Annotated in this window: 17 protein-coding genes and 1 other RNA gene; 9 read left to right on the forward strand and 9 right to left on the reverse strand. The window is 42.2% G+C overall.

The genetic code is table 11. The features are described from left to right. Nucleotides 1-67 precede the first annotated feature (67 nt). Entirely contained in the window at nt 68-871 is an 804-nt protein-coding gene (locus G5T77_RS09945; RefSeq protein ID WP_166136590.1) for a YbgF trimerization domain-containing protein, read from the reverse strand. 295 nt (nt 872-1,166) lie between these two features. Here G5T77_RS09945 and ffs point away from each other — a divergent pair. Continuing rightward, nucleotides 1,167-1,263, forward strand: an RNA gene (ffs, locus tag G5T77_RS09950) — signal recognition particle sRNA small type. 299 nt (nt 1,264-1,562) lie between these two features. Here ffs and G5T77_RS09955 read toward each other — a convergent pair. The 4 genes from G5T77_RS09955 to G5T77_RS09970 all read right to left on the reverse strand — a co-directional run bounded on the left by G5T77_RS09955 (nt 1,563) and on the right by G5T77_RS09970 (nt 4,561). Next, on the reverse strand, nt 1,563-2,177 hold the full coding sequence (locus G5T77_RS09955; RefSeq protein ID WP_166136593.1) for a regulatory protein RecX: 615 nt from the start codon (nt 2,175-2,177) through the stop codon (nt 1,563-1,565). A gap of 75 nt (nt 2,178-2,252) precedes the next feature. Beyond that, a complete protein-coding gene (gene recA, locus G5T77_RS09960; protein ID WP_004786150.1) occupies nt 2,253-3,296 on the reverse strand; it encodes a recombinase RecA in 1,044 nt (347 codons plus the stop codon). A gap of 145 nt (nt 3,297-3,441) precedes the next feature. Continuing rightward, complete coding sequence (locus G5T77_RS09965) at nt 3,442-3,882, reverse strand: S4 domain-containing protein (RefSeq protein WP_004786147.1); 441 nt, start codon at nt 3,880-3,882, stop codon at nt 3,442-3,444. After that, nucleotides 3,875-4,561, reverse strand: coding sequence for an HAD hydrolase-like protein (locus G5T77_RS09970; protein WP_004786146.1), 687 nt, complete (start codon nt 4,559-4,561; stop codon nt 3,875-3,877). Before G5T77_RS09970 ends, G5T77_RS09965 begins: the two co-directional genes overlap by 8 nt. A gap of 12 nt (nt 4,562-4,573) precedes the next feature. Here G5T77_RS09970 and G5T77_RS09975 point away from each other — a divergent pair, with 12 nt between their 5' ends. From G5T77_RS09975 to G5T77_RS17205, 3 genes are all read left to right on the forward strand, one after another. Further along, on the forward strand, nt 4,574-5,425 hold the full coding sequence (locus G5T77_RS09975; RefSeq protein ID WP_166136595.1) for a 3'(2'),5'-bisphosphate nucleotidase CysQ: 852 nt from the start codon (nt 4,574-4,576) through the stop codon (nt 5,423-5,425). Between the two features lie 60 nt (nt 5,426-5,485). Continuing rightward, nucleotides 5,486-6,235 (forward strand): phosphoglycerate mutase family protein, encoded by a 750-nt coding sequence (locus G5T77_RS09980; protein WP_166136598.1) that lies wholly within the window; start codon nt 5,486-5,488, stop codon nt 6,233-6,235. A gap of 120 nt (nt 6,236-6,355) precedes the next feature. After that, nucleotides 6,356-6,478: a hypothetical protein gene (locus tag G5T77_RS17205; RefSeq protein WP_004786141.1), complete on the forward strand. Its 123-nt coding sequence runs from the start codon at nt 6,356-6,358 to the stop codon at nt 6,476-6,478. A gap of 139 nt (nt 6,479-6,617) precedes the next feature. Here the strand turns inward: G5T77_RS17205 and rpsT are convergent, their stop codons facing one another. Next, complete coding sequence (gene rpsT / locus G5T77_RS09985; RefSeq protein WP_004786139.1) at nt 6,618-6,887, reverse strand: 30S ribosomal protein S20; 270 nt, start codon at nt 6,885-6,887, stop codon at nt 6,618-6,620. A 213-nt stretch (nt 6,888-7,100) separates the two neighbouring features. On the opposite strand from rpsT, the gene G5T77_RS09990 reads away from it, so the two are divergent. The 5 genes from G5T77_RS09990 to G5T77_RS10010 all read left to right on the forward strand — a co-directional run bounded on the left by G5T77_RS09990 (nt 7,101) and on the right by G5T77_RS10010 (nt 12,015). Beyond that, complete coding sequence (locus tag G5T77_RS09990; protein WP_034702612.1) at nt 7,101-7,766, forward strand: NAD-dependent epimerase/dehydratase family protein; 666 nt, start codon at nt 7,101-7,103, stop codon at nt 7,764-7,766. A 12-nt stretch (nt 7,767-7,778) separates the two neighbouring features. Beyond that, nucleotides 7,779-8,288, forward strand: coding sequence for a ribonuclease E activity regulator RraA (gene rraA, locus G5T77_RS09995; protein ID WP_125278329.1), 510 nt, complete (start codon nt 7,779-7,781; stop codon nt 8,286-8,288). A gap of 101 nt (nt 8,289-8,389) precedes the next feature. Continuing rightward, nucleotides 8,390-9,187, forward strand: a complete 798-nt coding sequence (locus G5T77_RS10000) for a glutathione S-transferase N-terminal domain-containing protein (protein ID WP_034702605.1) — start codon at nt 8,390-8,392, stop codon at nt 9,185-9,187. A 222-nt stretch (nt 9,188-9,409) separates the two neighbouring features. Beyond that, on the forward strand, nt 9,410-10,093 hold the full coding sequence (locus tag G5T77_RS10005; protein WP_034702603.1) for a response regulator transcription factor: 684 nt from the start codon (nt 9,410-9,412) through the stop codon (nt 10,091-10,093). Between the two features lie 59 nt (nt 10,094-10,152). Continuing rightward, nucleotides 10,153-12,015, forward strand: a complete 1,863-nt coding sequence (locus G5T77_RS10010) for an ATP-binding protein (RefSeq protein ID WP_166136601.1) — start codon at nt 10,153-10,155, stop codon at nt 12,013-12,015. An 85-nt stretch (nt 12,016-12,100) separates the two neighbouring features. On the opposite strand, the gene G5T77_RS10015 is transcribed toward G5T77_RS10010, so the two are convergent. Genes G5T77_RS10015 through G5T77_RS10025 form a run of 3 tightly spaced genes read right to left on the reverse strand, consistent with a single transcriptional unit; the run spans nt 12,101 to nt 14,271 of the window. Then, entirely contained in the window at nt 12,101-13,270 is a 1,170-nt protein-coding gene (locus G5T77_RS10015; protein ID WP_166136604.1) for a cupin domain-containing protein, read from the reverse strand. Nucleotides 13,271-13,294: 24 nt separating this feature from the next. Continuing rightward, complete coding sequence (locus G5T77_RS10020; RefSeq protein WP_034702599.1) at nt 13,295-13,888, reverse strand: Maf family protein; 594 nt, start codon at nt 13,886-13,888, stop codon at nt 13,295-13,297. After that, nucleotides 13,888-14,271, reverse strand: a complete 384-nt coding sequence (locus G5T77_RS10025) for a DUF2237 domain-containing protein (protein WP_034170328.1) — start codon at nt 14,269-14,271, stop codon at nt 13,888-13,890. Before G5T77_RS10025 ends, G5T77_RS10020 begins: the two co-directional genes overlap by 1 nt. Nucleotides 14,272-14,320 lie beyond the last annotated feature (49 nt).

The following is a 14,320-nucleotide window of genomic DNA, read 5'->3' on the forward strand; positions in this document are numbered from 1 at the left end:
CTAAAGAAATGAAAGTAGAATTAAAAAAAGACACCTTCGTGGTGTCTTTTTTTATGGGACTTTTTATTTACTTCAAAAATTTAACTTCTTCAGCTTTCGGATAATTCTTGAGTAGTTTCGCTTTATATTGTGAAGCAAGAGTAGCGTTTTTTTCTACATCCTTACTAATATTATAAAGCTGATAAAGGGCAGTAGAGGCTTTTGCAGAATTCGGATAGCGGTCAACCACGATCAGATAATTCTTCTTTGCTTCATTAAAATTCGGCGGATCAATCGACAGGTTAAATTCGGCTAACCAGAAGTGAGCATTGCTGATATAGACGCTATTCGGATTATTCTTGATGAAATTTTGCATGGGCGCAATGGCTTTAGCTGCACCACCATTTTTATAGGCATCTAGTGCAATGGTATAAGCCGCTTTTTCCTGCTCACTCGGCTGTTGCGTTGTAGATGCCTGATTAGTGGCTACTGGAGCATTAGAGCTTAAACTGGGAGAAATATCCTGTTGGTTATCCTCCGCGGAGGTATCTTCAGTAGGTTCAATTTTTTGCTGCAATAGTTCCAGACGTTGATCCAGATCGGCATAGCGGTTGGTTAATTCGCTCTTTAATCTCTCGATCTCATTTTCTTGTTCTTCGATTTTTCCACGTAAACTGCGTAGATCATTTTCAAGCTGCTGGTTTTTTTGCATAAGCTGCCAGCTGGTATTGGTCTGAGGTGCATCTGCGCCTGTAGCAATGGCAGATTGAGTGCTGATATTATTTGATTGAGCACCTTGGCTGAGTCCACGTGATTCGATAGGAATCGCAGCAAAAAGAGAGGTTGTACAGAGTGCAGTGAGGGCACACAATACCTGTTTCTTAAACATCATATAAGTTCCATGATTCTTGGCGAGATTATGTATCCGCAGCTCATTTATTCTAAAAGAGATAACCCGTTTATAGCTTCACATTTAAAACGGCATTTTTAGAAATTGCAACAAGGTTTTACAAAGATCATGTGAATTTCGATATTCATGAATTAATTGTGAAGAATATTAAAAAATCAGCATCTTGGGGCATATTGTTTTTAAAATAATCAAACGGATAGCTTATGCCGAAAATTTGAAATACAGCCCTTGCAACTTCAATAAAAATCTCTATACTCTGTTCCTGTAATGGTAGCCCTGCCGGTTACTTCGCAATTGTACTCTATGAACCCCGCCAGGACCGGAAGGTAGCAACGGTAGTAGATCTATGATGTGCCGGAGCTTTGCTGGTAGGGTTGCCACCAGATTTATAATTATAAAATTTCTCTATTCTCTCTTTATTTTTCAATCTTAATCTTTATTGTATTCCATTCCTTTAATATTTACTTTCAAATTTCTATCCAGAGCTGCTTTCGTGGATGCCTATATTGTTTGGAATATTGAATTCAATCATGAAAATAAACTATCTTAATTTGAGCTTTTGAAAGCTTTTTGCTGTTTGAGATTAATTGTAATAAGGGAAACTATTTAAGCAGGATGGCAAAGAGGAAAATAAAAAATAGCCTAAGCATATTTTTTCACAAATACAAAAGAATTAATCTTCGGCCTTGCGGCTAATCGCTTTCATGATCGCATCCATTTCAAAACCACGATACATTAGAAAACGGATCTGTTTGGCTTTAAGTTTTGGGTCTTTCGTCACTTCTGAACCATATTTTCTAAGCTTCAGTTCATAAGCCTGTTGTACCCAGTCCGTTTCTTTGAGTTCTTCACTGATCAGGGCAGTATCAATTTTTTTGCTTTTCAGCTTCATTTTAATCTGATTGGGACCTTTGCCTTTACGCTTTTGGCTCGACAACATGATTTCAGCGACACGTTGATCACTTTGATAGTTTTCTCGAGATAGCTCTTCAACCAAAGTAATCACTTCATTTCGATCTTCTGCATAAAGCGCCAGTTTCTCAATGAGTTCAGCTTTGGAGTATTCTTTGCGAGTTAGTACAGCAAAGGCATAAGAACGCAAACGGGTGCCGGTTAGACCGGGTTTCTTCTGCTCTTTATCGGAGTTACCAAATAAGCTGTCTTCCGGATCAAATTCTGGCAAAGTCTGTGACTCAACAGGTGAAGAAGTGGCTGAGTCTTCAGCATCACCAAACTGCTGTTTAATCGTGTCATAGTCCAAAAGTTTGCTGAATTTTGCGTCTGACATATCGATCTCGATTAAAATATCTATTCCATAATAACAAAAACGCCCCGTAGGGCGCTCTGTTATGACGTTTAAGGATTATGCATCCAGAAAGTCTGCTGGTTCTTCTTCGTCTTTATCTTCGACTACTTTGCCTGTAGTAAGCAGTTGCTCACGGATCAGTTTTTCAATGGTATCCGCTAGCTCTTTGTGTTCTTCAAGATAACGGATGGTATTGTTCTTACCTTGGCCAATCTTGTCGCCTTGATATGAATACCAAGCACCCGCTTTTTGAACGATTTCTTGCTGTACTGCAAGGTCAATCAGTTCACCAAGATGGTTAACACCTTTACCATACAGAATCTGGAACAGAGCTTCTCTGAATGGAGGCGCCATTTTGTTTTTAACAACTTTGACTTTGGTTTCAGAACCTACAATCTCGTCACCTTCTTTTACCTGACCGATACGGCGGATATCCAGACGTACAGAAGCGTAGAATTTCAGTGCATTACCACCAGTAGTCGTTTCCGGGCTACCGAACATTACACCAATCTTCATACGGATCTGGTTAATGAAGATCACCATACAGTTTGAACGCTTGGCATTACCGGTAATTTTACGCAGTGCCTGGCTCATCAAACGTGCTTGCAGACCCATATGTGAGTCACCCATTTCGCCTTCAATCTCGGCGCGAGGGGTCAATGCAGCAACAGAGTCGACTACGATCAGGTCAATCGCACCAGAACGTACTAGCATATCAGCGATTTCAAGTGCCTGTTCACCGTTGTCTGGCTGAGAAACCAGTAGGTTATCAATATCTACACCAAGTTTACGGGCATATTGAGGATCAAGCGCGTGCTCGGCATCGATGAATGCACATGTACCGCCAGCTTTTTGACATTCAGCAATCGCTTGCAATGTCATTGTGGTCTTACCTGAGGATTCAGGACCATAAATCTCGATAATACGGCCTTTCGGTAAACCACCAATACCGAGTGCAATATCAAGCGTTAAAGAACCTGTAGATACAGCTTCAACTGCTTGCACGGTATTGTCACCAAGACGCATCACTGTGTTTTTACCAAACTGTTTTTCAATCTGGCTTAAGGCAGCGTTGAGCGCCTTGTTTTTATTCTCATCCATCTTACAACCTCAATACGATGTCACAAACTTAGTACTCAAGTGGATGTCTTACATTAGAGCTTTGTTCCACAGGAATATAGTGACAGAAATTTCCCTTGTGTTCTATAAAATCCAGCAGTGTTACGACACATGCTGACGCTTGAATTTAATCATCATTATATGACCAATGTTGATCAAAGTTCTGACTATTTTCATTCTTGAATCGACTGATGTCTCGACGATCTTTTTTGCTTGGTCGATGATCGGGACGCGCTAGATTATGCAACTTTCTTTGCGATGCAATCAATTCCCGGCGAGCGATACTGACTTCAGTTTCTTCATACAGTTTCTGTGCCACAGGTGCAGGACCACGAACATCAGAAAGTTCTTTTACAACCACGGTTTTTTTGTCGATACCTTGCTGAATCGTCAACTCCATACCCACACGGACTTCGCGAGATACTTTTACACGCTCACCATTATGATGGACTTTACCGCCCTCAATAGCATTCTTGGCAATGGAACGGGTTTTAAAAAAACGTGCCGCCCACAGCCATTTATCTATACGCATGCCTACCGCATCTTCGGGTAAAGACGATTTACGCATATTGCTTGTTTACCTCAGACTGATTTAAATGAGTGATTAAATCTGTTAATTGGTGCAGCATCGGGTAATTGCAAGTCTGGCGTGCAACTTTACTGGAAGAAGGTTGCTGGATGCAGAACAAGTTCTGGATGCCATAAGCCTTGGCACCATTCAGGACTTTTTCGGTATCATCAATAAAATAGACCTGCTCAGGATCAAAGGGGTGCAAAGCATTCAGACCTTGCCAGAATTCTACAAATTCCTTGGCATGTCCAATGCTTTCCGAGCTGACAATGACATTGAAATAATCTTTGAGATTCAGATGATCCAGTTTGAAGGCGAGTCCTGCACAGTCGGCATTGGTGGCAAGCCAGATCGGATAGCCATTATTTTTAAGATAATCGAGTAATTCCAAGCAATAAGGGCGTAAGCTAACTTTATCTTTATGCTCAATTTGCATGGCCAGAACATCGACTTCGACTTTAGCCGTCCAGAAGCGAGAAGAGTACCAGTTTAGGGTATGATTATGTTGCTGATAGAATGCATAAAGCGTTTCGCGGCTCTGTTCCAGACTACAGCCATGTGTTTCAGCATAACGGACCGGTAATAACTCGTTCCAGATGAAATCATCGTAGGCAAGATCAAGTAAAGTTCCGTCCATATCAAAAATGACAGGCGGTTTTTCTGAGCAATTCGACATATAAGGTTTTCTATGTTTAAAGCGATAATAGCACCACAAGATCCGATGATTTTGCAGTTTGTGCCCATTTTGACACAGGCCTGTGAAATTTTGCGAGAAGAATATCAGCGTTATTGTTCAGGTGCTGCGTTTGATATTGTCAAGAAAAGTGATGATTCTCCTGTGACCCAGGCAGACTATCGGGTGAATAGTTATTTAACCCAAGCTTTAGCGGAAATCTCAGAATTGCCTTTATTGTCAGAAGAGGGGCAGCAGGATCAGCGTCATGCCTGGACAGATTTCTGGTTACTTGATCCTCTGGATGGCACTAAAGAGTTTTTGCATCAGCGCCCAGAATTCACGATTAATCTCAGTCTGGTCAGAGGCAGTCTGACTACCTTTGCTATTTTGGCGGTTCCTGCGCAGCAGCTAATTTATTTCTGCCCAGAACAGGGCATGCCTTTAAAATACGATATTCAGAATCAGGCATGGTTTGGTTATGAAGCAGCTATAAATCATCAGGATGTCTTTGTCGGTCTGAGTCAGAGCAGTCAGCAAAAACCAAAATATGTCGAGTATCTACAAAGTCTGGCTAAACTTAGCGCGTACACCGAGTTCAAGGCAGGAAGTGCCTATAAATTCTGCATGTTTCTTGAAGACTGGGTAGATATTTATCCTCGTTTCCATCCAACCTCTGAATGGGATACCAGTGCCGGTCAATGCATGCTCGAGCGAATTGGTGGAGGGTTGGTTGATCTGGAAGGTCGGCCATTCATCTACAATCAGCGCAAGACCTTACTGAATGGCGGGTTTATCGCCTATAAGAATGAAGCAATGAAAGCACTGGCTTTACGGGCACTGGCAGACATGCAAGACAATGATTGAGCTCATAGCCGTTCATGGTATAGTGAGGAAGATTCCGTTGATAGATCAGTTGGCAAGATTGTGGCATTAAAACTGCTTCCACCAAGTATGCTCAGTGCAATAGATTTATTGCCTGATACCAAGACACCTGTGACTCTGTTTACGCGGCATTCTCTGCGTGAAGATGTCGCTGGTCAGGGACTGGCAGGGTATGATTTGCAGTTGACGCCGCAAGGACGTGATCTGGCGCAGGAATGGGGCGCTTATCTGGTCAATCAGACAGATCGGCATATTCAGCATTGTATATCGAGTCCGATTCAGCGCTGCGTAGATACCGCAGCATTGATGATCGAAGGGGCAGATGCAACGGATAAAGCACCGCATACCCATAAGATTGAAATCGTGGAACAGGGTTTGCTAGTTGAGCCAGGCAGCTTTGTACTGGATATTCAAAAAGCAGGGCCATATTTCAAAAAACAGGGGGCATTAGGCTTTATTAATAGCTTCGTCAACAATGCCTTGCCCGGAATGAAACATCCAATTAATGGCGTAGTGAATGTACTGGAATTGATTTATAACACTCATCCGAAAACGCCGTATGGACTCAGTCTGGCGGTCAGTCATGACACCATTCTGGCAGCGATGATTGCAGTGATGTCTGGGCATCAGGAAGTCAGCCGTGAAGACTGGCCGAAAATGATGGAAGGTCTGTTTGTCTGGTTTGAGGGCGATGTATTTGAGGAATCTAAACTAAAATGGATCTGGCGTGGCAAAGTGCATGAGCTGGATATTTCCCAATTTCAGAATACCGAATTAAAGGTCAATAAATAATTCAAAGGCTCAATCATTTAGGTTGAGCTTTTTACATTTATCGTATGAAAGTGAAATAGAGTAATGATGAAATATCACTATGCTGATATTTAAACCAATTTTGGAAGCATAGGAGTTATCATGAAAATAATCACAATTTTAAGTCTGGTCGTTATGCTGGGATTAACTGCCTGTCAGCGTGATACAGACAATGCGCAGCAAGATCAAACGACAACACCTCATTCTATGGATAAGGATGAATAATGTATTCTATTTTTATTTGAATAGAAGATTTCTATAACTAGGATTAGATACTTTCTGGTATTCATCATTCTTTATTATTGATTCGGTATTAAATCTCAGGCACAAAAAAAGCCCTAAAAGGGCTTCTTTTGATTTGCGATTAGTTAGAAGCTAATGCTTTAACTTGCGCGTTCAAACGGCTCTTATGACGAGCTGCTTTATTTTTATGGATGATACCTTTGTCAGCCATACGGTCGATTACTGGAACAGCTTTTTTGTAAGCTTCAGTAGCAACAGCATAGTCGCCAGCAGCAATAGCAGCTACTGTACGTTTAAGATATGTACGAACCATAGAACGCAAGCTTGCGTTGTGTTTGCGTGCTTTAACGTTTTGACGAGCACGTTTTTTTGCTTGAGCAGAGTTTGCCACTCGTGCACTCCTTGAAATAGATTGGTCTGGGCGGGCTGAAACTCAACTGAAAACCACATCAGAAGAACTATCACCAGCCCGTAAACAAGTGCCATATTTTGAGGAAACTATGGGCTTAAGTCAAGTCTTGACATGCTTTGACAACATTTTAGTTGCAGAAAAATTCTAAAGAAAACGTTAGATTAGTATCTAAGCAGGGAGATCGTACAAAAAATGACTAAAACCATTACATATCCTATCGTGATTGGCGCTACAGGCTTGGTCGGAAAGACTTTGGTACAACAGCTGGTAAATGAACCTAGTTGTAAGCGTATTAGCGTCATCGTGCGTAAACATCAACCAGAATTTGAACAGTGGCACAAGGTCAAGCAGGTGGTCGTTGAGGATTTCTTAATGCTCAATGATCAGGATGTCAGTGGCCATACTCATGCCTTTAGCTGTCTGGGTACCACGCTAAAGAAAGCCGGTTCGAAAGAAGCTTTTTATAATACCGATTACACCATCAACGCCCATTTTGCCGAACTGGTGCAGCAAACGGATGCTCATTATCTGTTGATTAGTGCGATGGGTGCCAATTCAAAATCCAGACTGTTCTATAACCGGGTAAAGGGTGAATTAGAGGATTATATCCAGACCTTGTCTCTGGAGCGTATCAGCTTGTTCCGACCCTCTTTGTTGATTGGTGAGCGAGATCATCAGCGTTTACTGGAAGACGCGGCACAGAACCTGTTTGACAAGTTTTCGCATTTCATCCCCGATTCTTTTAAATACAAGCCAGTGACAGCAGAGCAGGTGGCTCATACTATGGTATATGCAGCGCTGAATCAGACTGTGAAATTTGAAATTTATGATAATTTAGCCATACAAAAAATGAAATGAGGGTAAAAAATCGTGTCCAGCGTACCATTTGTAACTTGTGACCTGCTTGATGACAATCCGGATAAAAACTTGCAGGTGGTCACCCCATGCCTGGATGGCAAATTCTTTAGAAGCTATGGTGCACGTAAAAGCTTTGGCGGCCAGATTGTGACCGTAAAATGTTTTGAAGATAACTCTCGAGTAAAAGAGTTATTGGCGACAGATGGTACCGGCAAGGTTCTGGTTGTAGATGGTGGTGCTTCGATGCGTTGTGCATTGATGGGTGACCTGATTGCTGAGTCTGCGGTGAAAAACCACTGGAATGGTGTAATTATCTACGGCTGTGTCCGTGATGTCGATGCGATTGCTGAGCTTGATCTTGGTGTACATGCTTTAGCTTCTATTCCTCAAAAGAGCAACCGTAAGGGGATTGGTGAGGTAGATGTGCCGCTTTATTTTGGTGGCGTGACCTTTAAATCAGGCGAGTATGTCTATGCTGATAACAACGGCATTGTCCTGTCCAAAGAACAACTGGTGGACTAATTCCGGTTATTGAAAATATACAAAAACAAGCTATACCGTGGAAGTCAGGCAGTTTAGATTGCTGCTTTCACGGTTTGAAAATAATAAAGAGGACAGACGATATGTTAGGCCATCAGATTAAAGTAGCACAGGCATTGGCATCCGCATTTCTGGAAGGTGGACGTGGTACCACTGGAACACCATTTCCGAATCAGCCTGAAAAGCCTCTCAAGCTTTATGAATATGAAGGATCGCCATTCTGTCGTCGTGTCCGTGAGGTCATGACTTTACTGAATCTCGATTATGAAGTGTATCCGTGCCCACGAGGCGGTAAACGCTTTCGTCCCGAAGTGAAACAGCAAGGTGGCAAACTTCAGTTTCCATTTTTAGTAGATGAAAATACCGGAGATAAGCTATACGAATCTCAGGATATTATTCATCACCTGTTTAAGCATTATGGCAAGACAGGTAAGACTCCAGCCAAATATTCAAATTATCCAAAAGTGCCGGTTGCTGCCATTGCAGGTACGATGGTGAATGGTCTACGTGGTGGCATGGCTAAACCGTTGTCGAAGAATAGCCCTGCGCCTGAACAGCTTCTTGAGCTGTGGGGCTTTGAAGCCAGTCCATATACCCGTATTGTCCGTGGCGTATTGTCTGAACTGGAAATCCCTTACATCTATCATAATGTGGCAAAAGAACGTTGGCAGGATCAAGGTCTGGCAAAACTGCGTTTAAAACCGGGGAAATATGAACCTTTACCGGGTGGTAAGCGTGAACAGGTCTTAAAAGTAATGGGAGATAATATTCAGGTTCCTTATCTGGTTGACCCAAATACCAATACAAAAATGTTTGAGTCCAAAGATATTGTGGAGTATTTGAAGCAGCAATATGGTCCTGAGAAGAAAAGCAAAAAATAAACTGCTCCTAATATTTGGAAGATAAAAAATTGCCATCTGAAAATAGATGGCATTTTTATGGTTTATAAATTTAAATTTTCCAAGAACAAGAACTCTGCTTTCAAAATTATTCATACTTAGAGCTACTCACAATAAAGTTAAAAAAACTCATGATTTTTCTTCTTTTTTTGTTTATATTTTAATTTCAATGGGGTAATAAGAATAACGATAAGGGGTGTGCTTATGACAGCACAAGACGCCGTACTACCGGTACCTGTATTAATTGTTGAAGACGAATATGTCATTCAGTGCCGTTTAAAAAATATTTTGAAGGATCTGGGATATAGTGATGAGGTATTGCTGTTCGCCAATAATGTCAGGGAAGCCGAATATCTTCTGCAACAAGAACCGTTCTGTTTAGCACTGATTGATCTTGGACTGCCAGATGGAAATGGCATTTCCATTATTGAAAAAATACATGAGCTCGGTTCACAAACCTTAATACTAGTGGTATCTGCCTGGAGCACTCAGGATAGCTTGTTAAAAGCAATTAAGGCGGGAGCAACCGGTTATGTACTCAAGGAACGCGATGATACAGAAGTAAGTCTGGCAATTCGTAGTATTTTGCGTGGCGGTGCACCCATTGATCCTTTTATTGCACGGGAAATTCTCAAGCAGATTTCCAGTTCAGAGCCATCTTCCTCTTTGGAGCAGATCGTACTTGATCCTGAACAGGAAAGCTTGACTCAACGGGAAAAAGAAATTCTTTCATTGGTGGCACAGGGGCTCAGCAATCGTGAAATTGCTGATGAACTCTGCGTGTCACGTTATACCGTTGAAAGTCATATCAAGCATATTTACCGCAAACTCTCTGTTAGCAAGCGGACCAAAGCAGTCAGCACCGCCCGGCATTTAGGTATTCTTTAGTGCGAATGCTGTCTGTTAGCAAGATGTTTGGGCAAAGACTAAGGCTCTTCGCTCTATTAATGATAGGGAGCTGGCTGAGCCTATTCTCTTGCATCAGCTTGGCACAGAATAATTTTCAGATTAACGAGCTTTGTCAGGTGAACATTGAACAGCAACAAAAAGTTCAAGTCCCAAGTCATCTCGAAATTCCGGAGGCGGGCTGGCAACCTGTAACATTACCGGATAACTGGAAAAATAACTGGCCGAAATATAATGGGGGTGCCTGGTATAAAATTCGCTGGGGTTGGTCTTGTCAGGACAATATACGTCTCGCTGAACCCATTGTTTTTGGTATTGATTATCTGAACTCTGCTGGAGCTGTTTTCCTGAATGATGATCTGCTGTGGTCGGATCAAAACCTGCAAGAGCCTTTGTCTAAAAGCTGGAATGTACCACGTTACTGGATTTTGCCCATTGCGGGCTTGAAGCAGACAGACAATGAACTGCTGATTTATGTACGAGGCTATAGTTTCCAGGGTGCAGGGCTTGGCAGAATTGAATTTCACAACATCATGGCCAATGACCAGCATTACTCAAAAAAGATCTGGGATCGCCGTACACTCTTTCAGATCAATATGATTCTATCCGGTACGATTGGAGTCATTAGCCTGATTATCTGGCTATTCCGATGTTCAGAAACCACTTTTGGCTGGCTGGCGTTGAGTTCATTATTGTGGATTCTGTTTATCTCCAATGTATTAACCACAGAGAATTTTCCTTTTCCCTCCAGTATATGGGCCGGTAAAGCCAATCTGATTTTCTTTATCCTCTATATGCACTGTTTTTGTCTGTATCTAATTCGGTTCTTGAAGCAGAAATTTCAGCGTTTGGAGCGGGGACTTATCGGGGTGACTGCTTTATTCAGTCTATTCATCATAGCCAGTTCTTTAGATCATTTAGAAGCAGTGCTAAGTGTTGCTTTTGTCTGCTATGTGCTGCTTTATATTAGTTGTGTCATCTATGTTAGCTACTGGGCAATTAAAACTCGAAATGGCGAATATCTGTTTCTGATGCTTTGTCTGTGGGGAATTTTGCTGTGTGTCATTATAGATCTGATCATTCTGGGTCAAACGGCGGTTAGTGAATTCTCACCTTTATCACCTTATACATCACCGATTATTATCCTGTTTGTCGTGCTAATTATGGGGACACGACTGAATCGTAATATTAAAAAAATCGAAAAATTTAATACGCAGCTGGAATCCAAAGTACGGCAAGTCAGTGCAGATCTAAATAAAAGCCTGAGTGATCAGCATAAGCTGGAACTGGATAATGTGCGTTTGCAGGAACGGATTAATCTGTCACATGAACTGCATGATGGACTAGGTGGCTCGATTGTGCGTTCCATGATTCTGGTGGATCAAAGTACCGAAAACATTTCCAATCGACAGTTTTTATCTATGCTGAAGCTGCTTAGGGATGACCTGCGTCAAATCATCGATAGCGGTTCTTCTATTGACAATAAAGTGCCTGAAACGCCAGTGATCTGGATTGCGCCAGTACGTTACCGATTTACTCAATTGCTGGAAGAAATGGATATCGCCGTAGAATGGTCATTTCCTAAAGTCTGGCAGCGTGAACCTACGGCTTTACAATGTCTGACCCTGATCCGTGTGGTAGAAGAAAGCTTGACCAATATTATCAAGCATAGTCAGGCCACAAAAGTGAGTGTGAGTATGGAATATACACAACCACATCAACTGACTTTAAAAATTCAGGACAATGGTATCGGTTTTAATCCGGAGATGGTGCAGAAAAATGGCATGAGCATTGGTATGCGCAGTATGAAAATGCGTATTGAACGCATGGGTGGAATGCTGGATATTCAGTCTGCGAAAGGCGATACTTGCGTACACGTGGTGATGGAACTCTATCAGCCTTAATCATCTCAAAATTATACATACATAAAAAAGAAGGATCATATGATCCTCTTTTTTTATAGACTTAAAATGACCGAGATATAAAAACTTACTCTTCTTCAGCCGGTGGCACTAGCATCAGTACAGAATCATTCAATAGCTCAGCAACATCCTCCAGTATATCTTCGTCAGCGAAATCTTCATCCAATAAGACACGCGCACCATCAGCAATCTGCTTCAGTTTTGAAGTAAATGCTTCAGAAATACAGATTCCCTCACCATTGGCCCAGAATAAGGTTTCACCATCTTCTTCTGTATAGAGTAAGCGTGAAGCGGGTTCAAGCATCAGGCTATAGCCCTGATCAAGTGCTTCTTCCAGATCACCTGTACCAATTTCTTCAGCTTCCGGAATATTCTCTTCATATTTTGGTTCTGACATCAGGCTCATGATGGCATCTTCAAGCACATTGGAGTTATGCAACTGCTCCATGATTTTGCCTTTCAGATATTCAAGTTCATTGCCTGTGACTTCACCCGCAGCACTGATATGATCGCGAATGATGTCAGTCAATGGATTGCGTAAGACTTCATTTTCCGAAAATTTATCGCCTACACGGTCCATCATGTCACTGACATTTGGCATACGGAAACCAAAAGAGAAAGTCAGACAGTCATCTTCTGCTACGCCGTAATGAGACAGACCGGGTGGAATATACAGCAAATCACCGGGTGCAAGGACTTCATCAAAATTCACATCCATTTCTGGCAATAATTTTAATGGCTGCCCCGGTACAAGTTCGGTCTCAGCATCACACATTTGCCCCAGTTGCCAGCGGCGATGACCATAGCCTTGAACCAGAAAAACATCATAAAAGTCGAAATGTTGACCGACTGAACCGCCTTGAGGTGCATAAGACACCATGATGTCATCACGACGCCATTGAGGGATAAAGGCAAACTTTTTCCAGAGTTCAGACAGGTCGAAAGAATAGTGATCCACAGCCTGAACCAGTAAAGTCCAAAGCTTAGGCATCTTCTGGAAGTCAGCTTTTAATAAAGGAGATGTCTTGACCGACCACTGATTTGGATCACGATCTTTCTGCTTGATCAGACGTGCAGTGACATTTTCTTCAAGTGCTAGCTCCATCACATCATCAGGCTCTAGCAGGCCTGCGATTTCAGGCATGGCATTACGTACCAGCAGCGGTTTTTTTTGCCAGTATTCGGCAAGGAATTGTTCAGCGGTAATACCGCCTAAAACGTCTAGAGGTAGGGACATAAATAAAGCCTAAAATAAAGGAGATTAAGGAACTAAAATCTTTAGCTCACGAAGAATATTACATAGCTGAATCATTGGCATACCCATCAGGGTAGTTTGATCCTGACCGATCATGGTTTCAAACAGACTAATCCCAAGGCTTTCACATTTAAAACTACCGGCACAATGCAGCGGCTGTTCGATCTCTACATAACGCTCAATTTCCGCTTGAGACAGTTTGCGGAATTTGACTTTGTAATGTTCTACCAGCGTACGTTCAAAACCGGTAGATTTCTGCTGAACGCTGAGCGCTGTACTGAAATACACAATCTTGTCCGAATTGGCCTGCAGCTGGCGAATGGCCTTTTCTATTGTTAAAGGCTTACCCATAAAGATATCTGGTGCGCCTTCACGCCAGGCTACCTGATCAGAACCAATTACAATCGCATCAGGATGTAGCTCAGCGATATGACGAGCTTTTTCAAAAGCCAGGCGTTTGGCTAATTCATCCGCATGATTTTCACCTTGGGGTGATTCATCTATGTCCGGGACGACCGATACGTAATCAAGACGTAGACGGTTCATCAGTTCTTTACGGGTCTGGCTTGAAGAAGCCAAGATGATTTTTGCGGTATTCATTAGACAGCGTATTCTTCTAAAATATGGAGAGGAACGTAAGCAAGGACAGCTTTGTGACAGGCTTGCAGCTTGATCGGTGGCGCTTGTCCAGCTTCATAAGCTTCTACCCAGCGTGTAACGCAGATACACCAGAAATCACCAGGTTGCAGTCCAGGAAATCCCAGTTCTGGTAATGGTGTAATCAGGTCATTGCCCACTTTCTGGGAAAAATTCAGAAATTCAGAGGTCATCTGTGCACAGACAGTGTGCTGTCCCAGATCGGTAGGTGCGGTATGGCAAAAGCCATTACGGAAATACCCAGTAATGGGATCAAAACAACAGCTCGCCAAAGGCTCGCCCAGAACATTAAGACGGTTAAGATTAGGATCAGGATGTATCGACATAGGTACTGAATCTGGAAGAAGCTTTTTTCTATCATAACAAAACTTTGGC

It is taken from the genome of Acinetobacter sp. GFQ9D191M (assembly GCF_011174875.1).
GTDB lineage: Bacteria > Pseudomonadota > Gammaproteobacteria > Pseudomonadales > Moraxellaceae > Acinetobacter.

Coding starts and splice junctions, on each gene's coding strand:
- G5T77_RS09990 (WP_034702612.1), top strand. CDS start 7,101: ATGACTAAAACCATTACATATCCTATCGTGATTGGCGCTACAGGCTTG.
- G5T77_RS10025 (WP_034170328.1), bottom strand. CDS start 14,271: ATGTCGATACATCCTGATCCTAATCTTAACCGTCTTAATGTTCTGGGC.
- G5T77_RS10000 (WP_034702605.1), top strand. CDS start 8,390: ATGTTAGGCCATCAGATTAAAGTAGCACAGGCATTGGCATCCGCATTT.
- recA (WP_004786150.1), bottom strand. CDS start 3,296: ATGGATGAGAATAAAAACAAGGCGCTCAACGCTGCCTTAAGCCAGATT.
- G5T77_RS09970 (WP_004786146.1), bottom strand. CDS start 4,561: ATGTCGAATTGCTCAGAAAAACCGCCTGTCATTTTTGATATGGACGGA.
- G5T77_RS10005 (WP_034702603.1), top strand. CDS start 9,410: ATGACAGCACAAGACGCCGTACTACCGGTACCTGTATTAATTGTTGAA.
- G5T77_RS10010 (WP_166136601.1), top strand. CDS start 10,153: ATGATAGGGAGCTGGCTGAGCCTATTCTCTTGCATCAGCTTGGCACAG.
- G5T77_RS09965 (WP_004786147.1), bottom strand. CDS start 3,882: ATGCGTAAATCGTCTTTACCCGAAGATGCGGTAGGCATGCGTATAGAT.
- G5T77_RS10020 (WP_034702599.1), bottom strand. CDS start 13,888: ATGAATACCGCAAAAATCATCTTGGCTTCTTCAAGCCAGACCCGTAAA.
- G5T77_RS17205 (WP_004786141.1), top strand. CDS start 6,356: ATGAAAATAATCACAATTTTAAGTCTGGTCGTTATGCTGGGATTAACT.
- G5T77_RS09955 (WP_166136593.1), bottom strand. CDS start 2,177: ATGTCAGACGCAAAATTCAGCAAACTTTTGGACTATGACACGATTAAA.
- G5T77_RS09945 (WP_166136590.1), bottom strand. CDS start 871: ATGATGTTTAAGAAACAGGTATTGTGTGCCCTCACTGCACTCTGTACA.
- G5T77_RS10015 (WP_166136604.1), bottom strand. CDS start 13,270: ATGTCCCTACCTCTAGACGTTTTAGGCGGTATTACCGCTGAACAATTC.
- G5T77_RS09975 (WP_166136595.1), top strand. CDS start 4,574: ATGTTTAAAGCGATAATAGCACCACAAGATCCGATGATTTTGCAGTTT.